Below are 13,491 nucleotides of genomic sequence, written 5' to 3'. Positions count from 1 at the left end.
TTAGACCGCCAGCCCCTCCGCGTGGGCGCTGACCTCGCGGGCCTCGTAGTGGCCGGGCGGGAGGTGGATGGCGGGCGTGTTGACCTCGAACTCGTCGCGCCAGCCCACCTCGTCGAGGGCTTTTTTCCACGCGCCGATGCTCTCGTTGCGGTAGATCTGGTAGGCGGCCATGCCGACTTCCGGGCCGCCGCGAGCGATCACCGACTCGACCCAGGCCCACTTCGCGGACACGTTGCGCAGTTCGGCGGTGGTCCGCAGCTCCTTCTGGATGCGCTTGAGGCGCTTCTCGATGGTCTGCACGCCGCCGAAGGGGTCCGCGAAGTGCGGGGTGTGTCGCTTGGGCACGAAGGGGCTGATGCCCAGGGCGACCCGGTTGATCTTCGCCAGTTCCTTCGTGAACTCGATCAGCTCGGTGATGTCGTCGTCGTTCTCGGGACCGAGGCCGATCATCATGTAGACCTTGATGCCGGAAAAGCCCAGGTCGCGGCTGATGTGGGCGGTTTTGAGCAGGTCTTCGGTCGTGATGCCCTTTTTCAGCCAGCGGCGCAGGCGTTCGGAGGGAGCGTCGCTCGCCACGGTGAAGGTCCGCAATCCGCCCGCCTTGAGGATGGCGGCGAGTTCCTCGTCCACGGTGTCGGCGCGGATGGAGGACACGCCCAGCTTGATGCCCCGGTCGGTGAGCACCCGGCCCACGTACTTGGTGTGCGGGAAGTCCGAGAGAGCCGCACCCACCAGACCGACCTTCTCCACCCAGTCGGGAATGGTGTCCAGCAGCTCCTGCGCCTGGTTGTTGCGGTTGGGGCCGTACATCGTCCGCGCGAGGCAGAAGGTGCAGGGACGCGGGCAGCCGCGCTGCGCCTCGACCAGGAACATGTTCGACAGCTCTGAGTGCGGCGTCACGATCTGCGAGTACGCGGGCAGCAGTTCCTTGGGCGCGGTGGCCCAGGTCGGCTCGTGAACGTGCCGCGCGGGGAGGAAGATGCCGGGCATCCCGTCGATAAGGTCGTAGAACTCCTCGCGGGTCTGCGACTCGCGCAGGGCCTCGGACACCACGGGCACGATCTGCTCGCCGTCCCCGATCACGATCACGTCGGCAAAGGGCGTGAGCGGATAGGGGTTCGACGACGTGAAGGGACCGCCTATCATCACGACGGGGTCGGTGTCGCTGCGCTCGGCCCGCAAGGGGCGCATCCCGGCCACGTCCAGCGTGCGGATGATGTTGGTGAGGTCGAGTTCGAAGGACACGCTCAGGGCGAACAGTTCGCAGTCGCCTGCGCCCCTGCCCGACTCGACGGTGGGGAGGGCCTGTCCGGTGCGCTCGAAGGCCTCCACGTCGTCGGGGAGAAAGGCCCGCTCGCAGGCGACCCCTTCTTCCTGGTTGAACATGCGGTAGATGACCTGATACCCGAGCGAGGCCATGCCCACCGAATAGCGATTGGGAAACGCCAGCGTGACGCGGATGGGGGCCTGCTTGTGCAGGGTGCCGGTTTCCGCGTCCAGCAGCGGTTTGATCTGGGTGCGCCAGTAACTCAAGAGGCCTCCGGGGTGGCGAGCGCCGGAGCGGTCAGACTCGGGGGGCGGCGCACGTCACGGCCCGGTATTCTAGCGGGTTGTGTTGTTCCAACTGAAGCGCCCGTCACGCGGCGGGCCGACTACAGCCTCAGCCCCATCAGCAGGGCGCCCCCCGGCGACCGGCTCAACTCGTGGAAGCCGAGGTGCCAGTAAAACGCCTGGGCACGGGTATTCCGCCCGCCCACCCCCAGGTGAACGCCCGGCGAACCCGCCCCCCGCAGCGACGAGAAGAGGTGGTCGAACAGCCGCCGCCCCTGTCCCCTCCCTTGCATCCTGGGCAGCAGGTCGATGTGCAGGTGAGAGGGGTACTCGGCGAGCAGGGCCGGATCGGGCGCGGCCGGGTGGTGGATCAGGTGCGCCAGGCGCTCGTCGGGCGTGCGTTCGCCAGGCGGCACGTTCACCGGATCGGGATACTGTGCCCGGAGGGCGGGCCACCACTCGCGCTCCAGGCGGGCGCTGAAAGCTGCGGTGTCGAGCACGCCGAGGACATACCCGCCCACGCCCTCCCCGTCGTCCAGCACGAAGGCGTGCTCGGGCGCGAACGTGAGGTAGGGTCCGGCGTACACGTGGCCGACGAGGAGCGGGTCACGGTAGAGGTGGGTGCCGTCCTCGCCGCTGTCGGCGGTTTCCAGGCAGATGCGGTAGAGGGCCGCGCGGTCGGCGGGAGTCGCGGGGCGCAGGGTCATCACGCCTCAGCGGGCGGGCCGCCACGCGCTCGCCACGAAGTAGGCCAGCCCGCCGAAGAACCCGGCCGCCGCCACGAAGCCCAGCAGCCGCCACAGCACCTGCGCGGTGCCCACCACGACCGAGCCCAGCCCGACGAGCAGTTGCCCGGCCAGCCACACCAGCGCGAGCGCGAGCAGGGCCAGCAGCAGCACCCCGGTGGCGGCGAGGAGAAAGCGGGTCATGGGGCGAGGGTAGCAAAGAGAGCGGGGGCCGGGACGCCCTCCCGCGCCCGGCCCCCGCTCCGCCGATGACTCGGCTTACTTCTGGATGTGCTCGATGATGTGGTCGGCGAACTGGCTGGTCTTGACCTCGGTCGCGCCCTCCATGCCACGGGCGAAGTCGTAGGTCACGGTCTTCTGCCGGATGGTGGCGTCGAGGCCCTTCAGGATCAGGTCGGCGGCCTCGGTCCAGCCCATGTAGCGCAGCATCATCTCGCCGGAGAGGATCACCGACGAGGGGTTGATCACGTCCTTGCCCGCGTACTTGGGCGCGGTGCCGTGGGTGGCCTCGAAGATCGCGTGGCCGGTCACGTAGTTGATGTTGGCACCCGGCGCGATGCCGATGCCGCCCACCTGCGCGGCGAGGGCGTCGGAGAGGTAGTCGCCGTTGAGATTCAGGGTGGCGATCACGTCGTACTCGGTGGGGCGCAGCAGGATCTGCTGGAGGAAGTTGTCGGCGATCACGTCCTTGATGACGATGCCGTTCGGGAGTTGCAGCCAGGGGCCGCCGTCGAGTTCCACGCCGCCGAACTCGCGCTTGGCGAGCTCATAACCCCAGTCGCGGAAGCCGCCCTCCGTGAACTTCATGATGTTGCCCTTGTGCACGAGGCTGACGCTCTTGCGGCCATTGTCAATCGCGTACTGGATGGCGGCGCGGACGAGGCGCTCGGTGCCTTCCTTGGAGACGGGCTTCACGCCGAACGCGGAAGTTTCGGGGAAGCGGATCTTGCTCACGCCCATCTCGCCCATCAGGAACTCGCGCACGCGCTCGGCCTCGGGGGTCCCGGCCTTGTACTCGATCCCGGCGTAGATGTCCTCGGTGTTCTCGCGGAAGATCACCATGTCGACGTCCTGGGGACGCTTGACGGGGCTGGGGACGCCCTCGAAGTACTGGACGGGGCGCACGCAGGCGTACAGGTCGAGTTCCTGGCGCAGCGCCACGTTGATGGAGCGGATGCCGCCGCCGACGGGCGTGGTCAGCGGCCCCTTGATGCCGAAGAGGTACTCGTTGAAGGCGTCCACGGTCGCCTGCGGGAGCCACTCGCCCTCGCCGTAGACCTGGGTGCTCTTCTCGCCCGCGTAGACCTCCATCCACTCGATCTGGCGCTGACCGCCGTAGGCCTTTTCCACGGCGGCGTCGAGGACGCGCACGCTGGCCCGCCAGATGTCGGGGCCGGTGCCGTCGCCCTCCACGAAGGGGATGATGGGCCGCTCGGGCACCATGAGCTTGCCGCCCTCCATGCGAATCTTCTCGCCCTGGGTGGGCACCTGGATATGGGGGTCTTGGCTGTGTGAATCTTGAATGGTCATGACGGCCCAACTGTAGCGCTCCCCCGTCCCCAGGAACAGGCGGCGGCGCAGTGAGCCGAGCCGGAGCATGGGCGGCCTTCCGGCGCACCGGATTTCTTCTCTTCAGGAGGAGAGAACAAGGCGTTTCACCTGCCGCGTGGAGCCGCGAGAGTCCCCCATGGGGAGACAGCCCCCACCCGTGAGGCGGACGTGCCCCCCTTCTCCCCCACCGCTTCATGAGCGAGCGGCAAACTCGACCTTCACCCGGCGCGGGGGCGGGTGCGGAATTCTGCCCCTACCCAACCGGGAATCCACGCACAGGAGGTTTCACGCATGAGTGATGACAAGAGCACGCTGGGCAACATGGCGGACGCGGCCAAGGCCAAGCTGAACGAGGGAGCCGACCGGATGCGCGAGGCGGGGCACAACGTGGCCCACGCCGTGACGGGCGACGCCCACCACAAGGCCGAGGCGCTCGAGGACCGCGCCAAGGCCGAGCTGAACAACCGCGAGGCCCACAGCGAGTTCCACGAGGGCAAGCGCGAGGCCACCGACGGCGACGGCCGCTGAATCCAGGTTCCCTGCCCCCCGGCTCCCCACTTCGGGGGGCCGATGTTCTTTTGCGGCCAGGATCAATCCTCAGATTACACTTCGGGCATGACCGCCACTCCCGACTGGCAACGCTGGTACCGCATCGAACCGCAGGCGCGGTACACCCCGCAGATCGGGGCGCTGGTCGAGATGATGGCGTATGTCCGGATGACCACCCTGCATGACGTGAAGGGGCTCACCGCTGAGCAACTGGATGCCACGCCGCCCGGCTTTGAGAACTCCATTGGGGCGTTGCTGACGCATATCGCGGCGGTAGAACGGGCCTATCACCTCTTCTCGCTGGAGGGCCGTGACCTCGACCGGAAGAGAGATGCGGCCCTGCTGGGCGGCCTGAGCATGGGCCGCGAGGGCACGCCCCCGCCCTCCGGGCAGAGCCTGGAGACGCTGCTGGGCGAGTTGCAGGAGAGCCGAGCGGTCACGCTGGCGGCCCTCGCCGAGCGGGACGACGCCTGGTTGGCCTCACGGCTGACGGTGCCGGGCTTCGACTTTCCCAACCACCACTGGGCCTGGTTCCACGTCATGGAGGACGAGGTCAACCACCGGGGCCAGATTCGCCTGATTCGCAAGCTGGTCGCGCCCGCGCCGCAGCCGGAAGCGTCGGCTTGACGAAGTCAGTCTCCATCATCAGCGTGCCGTTTCCGAGCGTAGCCTGGGTACACTGCCGCACGTGCTGTTCCGAAAACCCGCACCGCGTTTCTACGTCAATGCCCGCGCCATCATCGAGCGCGAGACGCCGCAGGGGACCGAGGTGCTGCTGCAACGGCGGGAAAAGTCCGGCGAGCCGCGCCGCCTGGAGTTTCCCGGCGGGCAACTCGAACCCTTCGAGGGCATTCTGACGGCCCTTCTCCGTGAGGTGCGGGAAGAAACCGGCCTGACCGTCACGGCGCTGCTGGACCCCCCGAATGAACGTGTCAGCAACTCGTCGGGTGGTGAAGTCGAATGTCTGACGCCCTCATTCGTGTACCAGACGCGGCGCGGTCCGGTGGACAGTGTGGGGTTTTTCTTCCGGGTATGGGCCGAGGGCGAGCTGACGCGGGCGGGGGACCACGCGGCGGGGCACTCGTGGGTGCCGCTGGCCGACTTGCGCCGCCGCCTGGACGCTGAGCCGGAAACCTTCGATTGGCTCACGCAAGGGGCGCTGGGGTTCTACCTGCAACGGGCGTGGGCGTGATGCGGGAACAGCCGGGCGACCTCCTCCTGATCCGGCACGCCAAGGCGACCGGGCAGGCCCCCGACGCGCCCCTCACCCCGGAGGGGGCAGAAGCGGCGGCGCGGCTCGCGGATACCCTCGCGGAGGCCGGAATCACCCGGATTGTCAGCAGTCCGTGGCGGCGGGCGGTGGACACGGCGCGGCCCCTGGCGGCGCGGCTGGGGCTGGAGGTCGGGACGGACGGGCGGCTCACCGAGCGGGTGTTGAGCGGCGCGGACCTGCCGGATTGGATGACCCACCTGGAGGCGAGCTTCGCGGACCCGGACCTCGCGCTGCCGGGCGGGGAGTCGGGACGGGTGGCCCGTGCCCGTGCCCTCGCGGCGCTGGCGGAGGCCCGTGATCCCGGCGGCGTCACGGCGGTCTTCACCCACGGCAACCTGCTCGCCCTCGCGCTGGGGCTGGACCACGCGGGGTGGGCGGGGCTGCGGAATCCGGACGTGTGGCGGCTGGACGGGGAGGGACGGGCGGTCCGGGTGGGCACCTAGTCCAAGTGTGGCGGCCAGCCTGCGCGGAGGGCGAGGCCAGCCCCTATCATGCTGGTCATGGCGTACACCATCCTCGTCGCGGACGACGAACCGGCGATCCGGACCATGCTGGAGGTCATTCTGTCGGCGGACGGGCACGAGATCGTGGCGGTGCCGGACGGCCGGGCGGCGCTGGACTACCTGCGCGACCACACGCCCGACGCGCTGCTGCTGGACGTGACCATGCCCCAGATGGACGGCTTCGAGGTCTGCTCGCGGGTCAAGCAGGTGCGGCGCCTCAAAAGTGCCCCCGTGCTGCTGCTCACGGCGCTGGACGACGACCGGACCCGCGACCAGGCGCGGCTGGTGGGGGCCGACGATCTGGTGTACAAGCCCCTGAGCGGCAAGAATTTGCGCAGCCGCGTGAAGCAACTGATCGAGGCGCGGCGGGCGTGAGTCGCCCCTGCCCGCTTTCCCCCTGCCCGCTTTCCAAGGAGGACTGCCCTTGTTCCTGAGGTTTCTGAAACTCACCTCGTCGCTGCTGCTGGCGGGCGGGGTGGCCGCCGCCGGGGTGGCCGCCACCTACGTCACCAAGTGGACGACCGAGCTGCCCGACTACCGCGAACTCGACTCCTTTACGCTGGGGGCCGAGAACCGTGTCTTTGCCCGCGACGGCGCCCCGCTGGGCACCTTGATTCCCAAGGTGGGCGAGCAGGCGATCAGCCGCACGCTGGTCCGGCTTGACGAGGTCAGCCCCTTCATGACGGCGGCCCTGATCGCCAACGAGGACCGCCGCTTTTTCGAGCATTACGGCCTCGACCCCTTCGGCATCGGGCGGCAGCTTCAGCGGGCCGTGCAGGGCGAGGACCTGCAGGGCGGCTCGACCCTGACCAACCAGCTCATCAAGAACACGCTGCTGTACGACGAGTACAAGGCCGCCCGCACGCCCGACCGCAAGATCAAGGAGTGGCTGCTGAGCGTGCAGGTCGAGCGGGCCTTTACCAAAGAGGAGATTCTGCGGAACTACCTCAACGCGATCTACTGGGGCGACGGCGGCCCGGTGGAGCTGTACGGCATCTATTCGGCGGCGCAGGCGTACTTCGGCAAGACGCCCAAGCAGCTCAGCCTCGCCGAGAGCGCCTACCTCACCATCCTGGTGCCCAGCCCCAACCGCTACTTCAACTACGACACCGTGCGCCCGCTGATGAAGCTGCTGCTGGGGCGCATGGTGGAGGACGGCTGGGTCACCCAGGCGCAGGCGGACGCGGCCTGGAAGGAAGACCTTCAGCCGCGCGGGTGGCAGATTCGCTACGACGCGAACGGGGACGTGAAGACGGCCAAGCTCGTCGACCGCACCGCCAAGGAACTCAAGGCGGTGACCAGCACGCGGGCGCCGCACTTCGTGCAGCAGGTCGAGCAGGACCTGATCGCCCGCTTCGGGCGCGAGAAGGTGTACGGGTCCGGCGGCCTGCGGGTCTACACCACCCTGGACCCCAAGGTGCAGAACGCCGTGGAGACCGCCAGCCGCGAGGCGACCGGGCTGCCGCCGGGGGCCACGCTGGGGGCCGTCGTGGTCGAGCCGTACAGCGGCGAGGTGCTGGGCATGGTGGGCCAGAAGCTGCGCGGCAACGCGCCGCCCGAGGACTGGAACAACGCCGCCCAGGGCCAGCGGCAGATCGGCTCGACCATCAAGCCGCTGCTGTACACGACGGCGCTCTCGACCGGGCTGCGCCAGGACCACCGCGAGGAGGACAAGCCCGTCTCCTTCCCCTGCGACACCTGCAAGGGCGGCGTGTACGAGCCGCAGAACTTCGCCGGAGCCGTGAGCTACCGCAACATGACGATCCGCGAGGCACTCGACCGCTCGCTGAACCTCGTCACCGTGCGGCTCGCGGACCGCATCGGCCTCCAGACCTTCTTCGGCAAGCTGAACGAGCTGGGGCTGCAAACCAATGACGGCACCGGGCTGGCGGCGGCGCTGGGGGCCATCGAGACCACGCCGGTCAAGATGGCGGCGGCCTACGCGCCCTTCGTGAACGGCGGGCTGTACCGTCCGCCCCGTTACGTCACGCGGGTGACCACCGCGCGGGGTGAAGTGCTGTACGACGTGGCAAACGAGGTCACCAAGCCCAAGCGGGTCTGGACGCCGCAGGTCGCCTTCCTGGGGCTGGACATGATCCGGGGCGTGGTGAACGACCTGACCCCCGCGCAGGGCGGGCTGGCGCAGGGGGCAAGGTTCGGGGAGTGGCCGGTCGCGGGCAAGACGGGGACGAGCAACTTCGTGAAGGACCTGTGGTTCGTGGGCACCACGCCGCTGTACACCGGCGCCGTCTGGGTCGGCAAACAGCAGGGCGGGGCCAACCCCGACTACTACTACTCGGGCGTGGTGGGCATTCCGATCTGGAAGCGGATGATGGAGATCTCGCACGCGGGCCGCTCCCCGACGGCCTTCGTGCAGCCGCCGGGCATTCAGTACGTGGACGCGCCCGACCCCGGCTACCTGCCGGGCGTGAAGCTGGCGGTGCTGGACCCCCGCTTCCGGAACGCCGCGAACACCGTCACCGAGGAGGACGCCCCGCCCCCGGTCGTCTACCGCGAGACCGGCTGGACGCCGGGCACGCCCGACCCGCGCACCACCGTCATCAACGTGGACCGCACGACCGGCCGCATGGCGACCGAGTTCACGCCGCCCGAGCGGGTGGTGCCGCGCCGGGTCGCCATCACCGACCTGCCCGGCTACGCGCCGGACCCCTCCCCCGCGCCCCTGAGCGACGAGAAGCCCGACCCGCAGGCGGTCAAGGCGATCCGCACGCCCGACACGGCGCCGGTGGTGCCGGGGTCGGGCGAGAGCAAGCCCGCTTCCAACACGAACTGACCTTTCTGCCTGAGGCCCCCGGTTTCCTTGTGAGCCGGGGGCCTCACGCGGCTGTCATGCGCGGGGGGGCGGCGGGAGGGCATCATGCCGGGGATGAAGCGAGCGCCCCTGCTGACCCTGCTGCTGGCCCTGGGCACCCCCGCCGACGCGCGGGTGCGGCTGGGCGAGCCGCTGCCCGCCCACCCCTGGACGGCCGCCGAGCGCGAGATCGTGGTGATCTACTCGCACGACTGCGGCGACCTGGGGGCGCTGTGGGGGGCCGTGCTGGCCGCCGGGCTGCCGGTGCGGGCGGTCAACGCGGAAGAGGTGCCCGCCCCCGCCCCGGCCGGAGTCAACGTGTGGCGCGGGGCCGAGGCGACCGCCTTCGCACGTCGGCTGCGGGTGGGTGCCTACCCCACCGTGCTGCTGGTGCGTGGGGACCGGGTGCTGAACGCCTGGGAGGGAACCTTTACGGGGAACCTGGGCCTGGGGGGACCGGGCTGAGCGTCCCCTAACGCCTACGTCGCTCGGCGAGCACGAGCCGCACGAACCCCGCCAGCCGGGGCACCCGGTGCCAGCGGCGGCGGTCGAGGCCCACCCGCCAGAGGAATTCCACCCCCAGCTTGCGCGTCCACGCGGGAGCGAGGTCGGCGGTTCCAGCCAGCACGTCGATGACGCCGCCGCAGCCGATCAATACGGGCGCCCCCAGCACCTGCCGCCAGTACTGGTTGAAGATTTCCTGCCGCCCCGCACCCATCGCCGTCAGGACGAGGTGCGCTCCCGACGCCCCCACCAGATCGGCCACCCGCCCGTCCTCGGAAGGGTCGAAGTAGCCGTGGTGGACCCCGGCGACCTGCACGCCGAAGTCGCGGGCCGCGTTCTGGGCAGCCCGCTCGGCCACGCCGGGCTTGGCTCCCAGGAAAAAGACCCGCAGCTCGGGGCCGTGCCGCTGCATCAGCCCGCGCACGAGGTCGTAGCCGGGAGCGCGGGGCACCTCCTGCCCATGCAGTTGCCGGGCGGCCCACACGATGCCCACCCCGTCGGCGGTCACGAGGTCGGCGGCCTGCATCGCCGCCACGAACTCGGGCTGGGTGCGCGACTGCACGATGAACTCGGGATTGAGGGTGACCACGGTGTGCGGAGCGCGGGGGGCGCGGAACATCCACTCGCCCAGCAGGTCGAGGGCCTGCTCCAGCGTCACCACGTCGAGCGGCAGGTCAAACAGCGTGAGGCGGGTCCCGCCGGGCAGGGGCGAGGGAGGCAGGGAGGCGGTCATGCGTGGGAGGGAGTGTAACACGGGGGGCCAGCAGGGCCGGGAGTGGGGACCGCGTGCAGGGGCGGATGTGGCACACTGTCGGGCATGATGTCCGGGCCGTTCGGAGCGCTGCCGCAGGAGACGCAGGCACAGGTGGTGGCGGCGGCCAGACCCGGCCGCTGGGCACGGGGGGGCCTCCTCTTTCATCCCGAGGACGCGGCCGAGACGCTGTTCGTGGTCACGCGGGGCAGCGTGCGGCTCTACCGCCTGGGAGCCGGAGCGCGGGAGGTCACGCTGGACGTGCATGGGCCGGGCGATCTGCTGGGCACCGGGGCGCTGCTGGACGGCGCGAGCTACGGCATGTACGCCGAGGCGATGGACGACACCGAGGCCCTGCTGCTGGGCCGCGAGACGCTGAACCGCCTGACGGCCGCGCACCCGGCAGTGGGGGTCGCCCTCACCGAGCAGGTGACCCGGCAAACCCGCAGCGTGCAGGAGCGGCTCGCCGGACTCGTCTTTATGGAGGTCTCGCAGCGGCTGGCGCAGGCCCTGCTGACCCTGGCCGAGCGCGAGGGTCCATGGCCCGACGGCGGTCCGCTGGCCCTGCGCGAGCGCCTCTCGCACCAGGACCTCGCCCATGTGGTGGGCAGCACCCGCGAGACGATCACCAAGCTGCTGGGCGACTTCCGGGCGCGGGGACTGCTCGACCTGGGCTACCGCCGGATTATCCTCACCGACCGCGCGGGGTTGCAGGCGGCGGCCCGCGAGCCGTTGCGCGAGCGCCCCTCCTGAGCGTGCCCGGTCGCGGACCACTGTAGAATCCAAAGCAGTGAACGTGACCAAGACCATCGCAGCGGCGTACCGGGCGGGCGAATTGCCCGCTTTCTTCCGTCTGGGACCCGGCGATCTGGACCGGGCGGCCTCGGACTCCCGGCCGGAGGTGGACCGGGGGGCGCTGGCGGCGGCACTGCGCGAGTACCACGGCGACCTGGGAACGCTGGACCCTCATACGGAGAAGCTGCTGGAGCGGCTGGCCCACCCCGCCTCGCGCGTGGTCGTGACTGGGCAGCAGGCGGGACTGCTGACGGGTCCGTCGTACAGCGTCCACAAGGGCGCCGACGCCGCACTGCTCGCCCGCCAACTGCACCGCGAGGACGCCCCGGTGGTCGCCGTGTACTGGGTCGCCAGCCAGGATCACGACGCGGCGGAGGTCGCATCCACGACCCTGCTCGACCACGCGGAGGAGTTGCACCGCGTGACCCTTGACCTGCCGGAAGGGGTCCCCGTGGGGCGGGTGCGCTGGCGGGAGGCATGGACCCAGGAGGTAGCGGGGCTGCTGGAACGTTTCGATGCCCCTCTGGAGTACCGCGAGGCAGTGTGGAAGCGAGTCCGTTGGGCGGTCCACGGCGACGGCTCATGGCTGGACAGTTGGAGCGACGTGTTCGCCCGGCTGATTCACGGCCTGCTCGCTCCGGCGGGCGTGCTGGTCCTCGACCCGCTGCACCCCGCGCTGGCGCGGCTGATGGCCCCCACCCTGGCCCGCGAGCTGGAGCGGCCCCTCGACGGACCTGCCCGCATCGAGGCCGCCGCCGAGCAGTTGATCGCGGCGGGCTTCGAGCCGCAGCTTCGCCGTCCGGCGGGGGCGACCAACCTCTTTCTGGAGGAGGAGGACGGGGGGCGGCGTCTGCTGAGGTTTGACGGGCAACGCTTCAGCACAGAGACGCGGGAATACAGCCGGGAGGACCTGCTGGGCATCCTGGCCGCCGACCCCTCGCGGCTGACCCCGGCGGCGGGGCTCAGGCCGGTCGTGCAGGACGCGCTGCTGCCGACCCTCGCCTTTGTGGTGGGACCGGGTGAAATCGCCTATGGGGCGCAGCTCGGCGGGGTGTACGAGCTGCATGGCCTGCGGCAGCCCCTGCTATGGCCCCGGCTGAGCGTGACGTGGTTGGAGCCCAACGTGGCGCGGCTGCTCTCCCGGCTGGGGGCCACAGCCGCCGAGGTGCAGGCCGACCCGGAGGGCGTGCTGGGGCGGACGCTGGCGCGGGAGCGGGGAGCAGCGGCGGCCTCCGCCGAGCGGCTCGCGGCGCTGGACGCCGAGCTGCGGGCACTGGCGGACGAACTCGCTGCCCTCGACCCCACGTTGGTCGGCGCGGCCGAGCGGACCCGCACCCGCACGACGGCGCGGGTGGCGCACCTCCAGCGCCTCGCCCTGGTTGCCCTCGCCCGGCAGGAGGACGACCGGACACGGCAGCTCACCCGGCTGAGGCGGCACCTGCTGCCGGGTGGGGCACCACAGGAACGCGAGATGAACTTCCTGACGTACCTGCTCAAGCACGGGGAGGAACCATTGCGGATGCTGCTCGCGCTGGAGCCGGGCACGCGGGCCGAGTTGCCCATTCCCTGAGGGCGTGTTTGAAAAGGGTTCTTATGGTCAGTGGAGTGCGTTGGGAAGCCGTCTGCGTTCCCCCCTCCCAGCCTCCCCCGCCAGGGGGGAGGAGCAAAAACCTCGTGTATGTGGACCAAATGAAGAGGTTGGGCTGACTTTTCAAACAGGTTCTGAGGGTCAAGGCACGCGTTGGGGGTCGGTGGCACTCTCGCCGTAGTCCAGGCCTTCTGGCAAAACGGCGAGGGCCAGGGCTTCCAGCGCGGCTTGCCGCCCAGCAGGCGCGGGGGCGGTCAGGACGCGGCGCAGCAGTTCGCACTCGGGGGCCGCATGCCGCATGAGGTCGCGCAGCCAGGCGCGGGGTTTGACCTCCCACCAGCCCCGCGCCGCGTAGAGGGCACCCACCAGCCGTCCAGCGGTGCTCAGCGCAATGAAGGCGTGCAGGTCGTCCCCCAGCAGGCTGCGGGCCTCCACCACCTCGTCCACCAGGGTGTGCCGCTCGGCGGGCGTGGGCGGTCGGGGCGTCGGGCCTGCCGCGTGGACGCCCCGCGCCTCGGCCACCAATGCGGTGAGGTCGGGATGGGGCAGGACGATACGGCCCTGCGCGAACATGGCGACGGTCGCGTGGTCGGGCGCGGCGAACATCGCGCGGACCTTGCGGGCCGGGTTGTGAAAGACCTCCACGGGCACGCCGTCCACCACGAAACTGCCCCGCCAGCGGTGGTCGCCCTCCACCAGGGCGTGGAAGTCGAGGTCGCTGTGCGCGTCCGCCTCGCCCCGTGCGGCACTCCCGCACCACAGGGCGGCATAGACGCCGGGCGTGGCCGCGATCCGGGCGAGGGCGGCAGGCAGGGCGGCTTCCAGACGGGCCTGTGCGGTGAGGTCGGCAGCGGGCATGGAGCAGGGT

The 13,491-nt window shown here is 70.4% G+C and carries 15 protein-coding genes; 9 read left to right on the top strand and 6 right to left on the bottom strand.

Translation table 11 applies throughout. The annotated features are described in order from the left end of the window. The 4 genes from C3K08_RS06395 to icd form a co-directional block, all read right to left on the bottom strand. A complete protein-coding gene (locus tag C3K08_RS06395; protein WP_104990548.1) occupies positions 1-1,533 on the bottom strand; it encodes a radical SAM protein in 1,533 nt (510 codons plus the stop codon). A gap of 119 nt (positions 1,534-1,652) precedes the next feature. Then, positions 1,653-2,258, bottom strand: a complete 606-nt coding sequence (locus tag C3K08_RS06390; RefSeq protein ID WP_234009198.1) for an N-acetyltransferase — start codon at positions 2,256-2,258, stop codon at positions 1,653-1,655. A 6-nt stretch (positions 2,259-2,264) separates the two neighbouring features. Continuing rightward, a complete protein-coding gene (locus C3K08_RS06385; protein WP_104990546.1) occupies positions 2,265-2,480 on the bottom strand; it encodes a hypothetical protein in 216 nt (71 codons plus the stop codon). Between the two features lie 75 nt (positions 2,481-2,555). Beyond that, on the bottom strand, positions 2,556-3,827 hold the full coding sequence (icd, locus tag C3K08_RS06380; RefSeq protein ID WP_104991955.1) for an NADP-dependent isocitrate dehydrogenase: 1,272 nt from the start codon (positions 3,825-3,827) through the stop codon (positions 2,556-2,558). A 312-nt stretch (positions 3,828-4,139) separates the two neighbouring features. Between icd and C3K08_RS06375 the strand changes: the two genes are divergently transcribed. From C3K08_RS06375 to C3K08_RS06345, 7 genes are all read left to right on the top strand, one after another. Continuing rightward, positions 4,140-4,376 carry a hypothetical protein gene (locus C3K08_RS06375; protein ID WP_104990545.1) on the top strand — a complete coding sequence of 79 codons (237 nt, stop codon included), beginning with the start codon at positions 4,140-4,142 and terminating at the stop codon, positions 4,374-4,376. Positions 4,377-4,463: 87 nt separating this feature from the next. Continuing rightward, on the top strand, positions 4,464-5,024 hold the full coding sequence (locus C3K08_RS06370; protein ID WP_104990544.1) for a DinB family protein: 561 nt from the start codon (positions 4,464-4,466) through the stop codon (positions 5,022-5,024). Between the two features lie 61 nt (positions 5,025-5,085). After that, positions 5,086-5,589 (top strand): NUDIX domain-containing protein, encoded by a 504-nt coding sequence (locus C3K08_RS06365; protein WP_158679863.1) that lies wholly within the window; start codon positions 5,086-5,088, stop codon positions 5,587-5,589. Further along, positions 5,589-6,113 carry a histidine phosphatase family protein gene (locus tag C3K08_RS06360; protein WP_104991954.1) on the top strand — a complete coding sequence of 175 codons (525 nt, stop codon included), beginning with the start codon at positions 5,589-5,591 and terminating at the stop codon, positions 6,111-6,113. The genes C3K08_RS06365 and C3K08_RS06360 overlap by 1 nt, the downstream gene beginning before the upstream one ends. 57 nt (positions 6,114-6,170) lie before the next feature. After that, positions 6,171-6,548 (top strand): PleD family two-component system response regulator, encoded by a 378-nt coding sequence (locus C3K08_RS06355; protein WP_369848535.1) that lies wholly within the window; start codon positions 6,171-6,173, stop codon positions 6,546-6,548. Between the two features lie 49 nt (positions 6,549-6,597). Continuing rightward, positions 6,598-8,967, top strand: a complete 2,370-nt coding sequence (locus C3K08_RS06350; protein WP_369848534.1) for a transglycosylase domain-containing protein — start codon at positions 6,598-6,600, stop codon at positions 8,965-8,967. Positions 8,968-9,051: 84 nt separating this feature from the next. Continuing rightward, positions 9,052-9,450, top strand: a complete 399-nt coding sequence (locus C3K08_RS06345) for a penicillin-binding protein (protein ID WP_104990540.1) — start codon at positions 9,052-9,054, stop codon at positions 9,448-9,450. A gap of 7 nt (positions 9,451-9,457) precedes the next feature. Here C3K08_RS06345 and C3K08_RS06340 read toward each other — a convergent pair whose 3' ends face one another. After that, entirely contained in the window at positions 9,458-10,222 is a 765-nt protein-coding gene (locus C3K08_RS06340) for a WecB/TagA/CpsF family glycosyltransferase (protein WP_104990539.1), read from the bottom strand. 84 nt (positions 10,223-10,306) lie between these two features. On the opposite strand from C3K08_RS06340, the gene C3K08_RS06335 reads away from it, so the two are divergent. Further along, positions 10,307-10,993 (top strand): Crp/Fnr family transcriptional regulator, encoded by a 687-nt coding sequence (locus C3K08_RS06335; RefSeq protein WP_104990538.1) that lies wholly within the window; start codon positions 10,307-10,309, stop codon positions 10,991-10,993. Between the two features lie 43 nt (positions 10,994-11,036). Beyond that, positions 11,037-12,605: a bacillithiol biosynthesis cysteine-adding enzyme BshC gene (bshC, locus tag C3K08_RS06330; protein WP_104991953.1), complete on the top strand. Its 1,569-nt coding sequence runs from the start codon at positions 11,037-11,039 to the stop codon at positions 12,603-12,605. A gap of 159 nt (positions 12,606-12,764) precedes the next feature. Here the strand turns inward: bshC and C3K08_RS06325 are convergent, their stop codons facing one another. Beyond that, positions 12,765-13,481 (bottom strand): hypothetical protein, encoded by a 717-nt coding sequence (locus tag C3K08_RS06325; protein WP_104990537.1) that lies wholly within the window; start codon positions 13,479-13,481, stop codon positions 12,765-12,767. Positions 13,482-13,491 lie beyond the last annotated feature (10 nt).

The organism is Deinococcus sp. NW-56, from assembly GCF_002953415.1.
In the GTDB taxonomy this organism is placed as follows: Bacteria; Deinococcota; Deinococci; order Deinococcales; family Deinococcaceae; genus Deinococcus.
Note: the sequence above shows the minus strand (reverse complement) of the source record. Positions and strands in the feature narration are given on the sequence as shown.

Bases quoted from the DNA above. Each gene is read 5' to 3' on its own strand.
- C3K08_RS06390 (WP_234009198.1), bottom strand. From the start codon at position 2,258: ATGACCCTGCGCCCCGCGACTCCCGCCGACCGCGCGGCCCTCTACCGC.
- C3K08_RS06385 (WP_104990546.1), bottom strand. From the start codon at position 2,480: ATGACCCGCTTTCTCCTCGCCGCCACCGGGGTGCTGCTGCTGGCCCTG.
- icd (WP_104991955.1), bottom strand. From the start codon at position 3,827: ATGACCATTCAAGATTCACACAGCCAAGACCCCCATATCCAGGTGCCC.
- C3K08_RS06375 (WP_104990545.1), top strand. From the start codon at position 4,140: ATGAGTGATGACAAGAGCACGCTGGGCAACATGGCGGACGCGGCCAAG.
- C3K08_RS06370 (WP_104990544.1), top strand. From the start codon at position 4,464: ATGACCGCCACTCCCGACTGGCAACGCTGGTACCGCATCGAACCGCAG.
- C3K08_RS06360 (WP_104991954.1), top strand. From the start codon at position 5,589: ATGCGGGAACAGCCGGGCGACCTCCTCCTGATCCGGCACGCCAAGGCG.
- C3K08_RS06355 (WP_369848535.1), top strand. From the start codon at position 6,171: ATGGCGTACACCATCCTCGTCGCGGACGACGAACCGGCGATCCGGACC.
- C3K08_RS06345 (WP_104990540.1), top strand. From the start codon at position 9,052: ATGCCGGGGATGAAGCGAGCGCCCCTGCTGACCCTGCTGCTGGCCCTG.
- C3K08_RS06340 (WP_104990539.1), bottom strand. From the start codon at position 10,222: ATGACCGCCTCCCTGCCTCCCTCGCCCCTGCCCGGCGGGACCCGCCTC.
- C3K08_RS06335 (WP_104990538.1), top strand. From the start codon at position 10,307: ATGATGTCCGGGCCGTTCGGAGCGCTGCCGCAGGAGACGCAGGCACAG.
- C3K08_RS06325 (WP_104990537.1), bottom strand. From the start codon at position 13,481: ATGCCCGCTGCCGACCTCACCGCACAGGCCCGTCTGGAAGCCGCCCTG.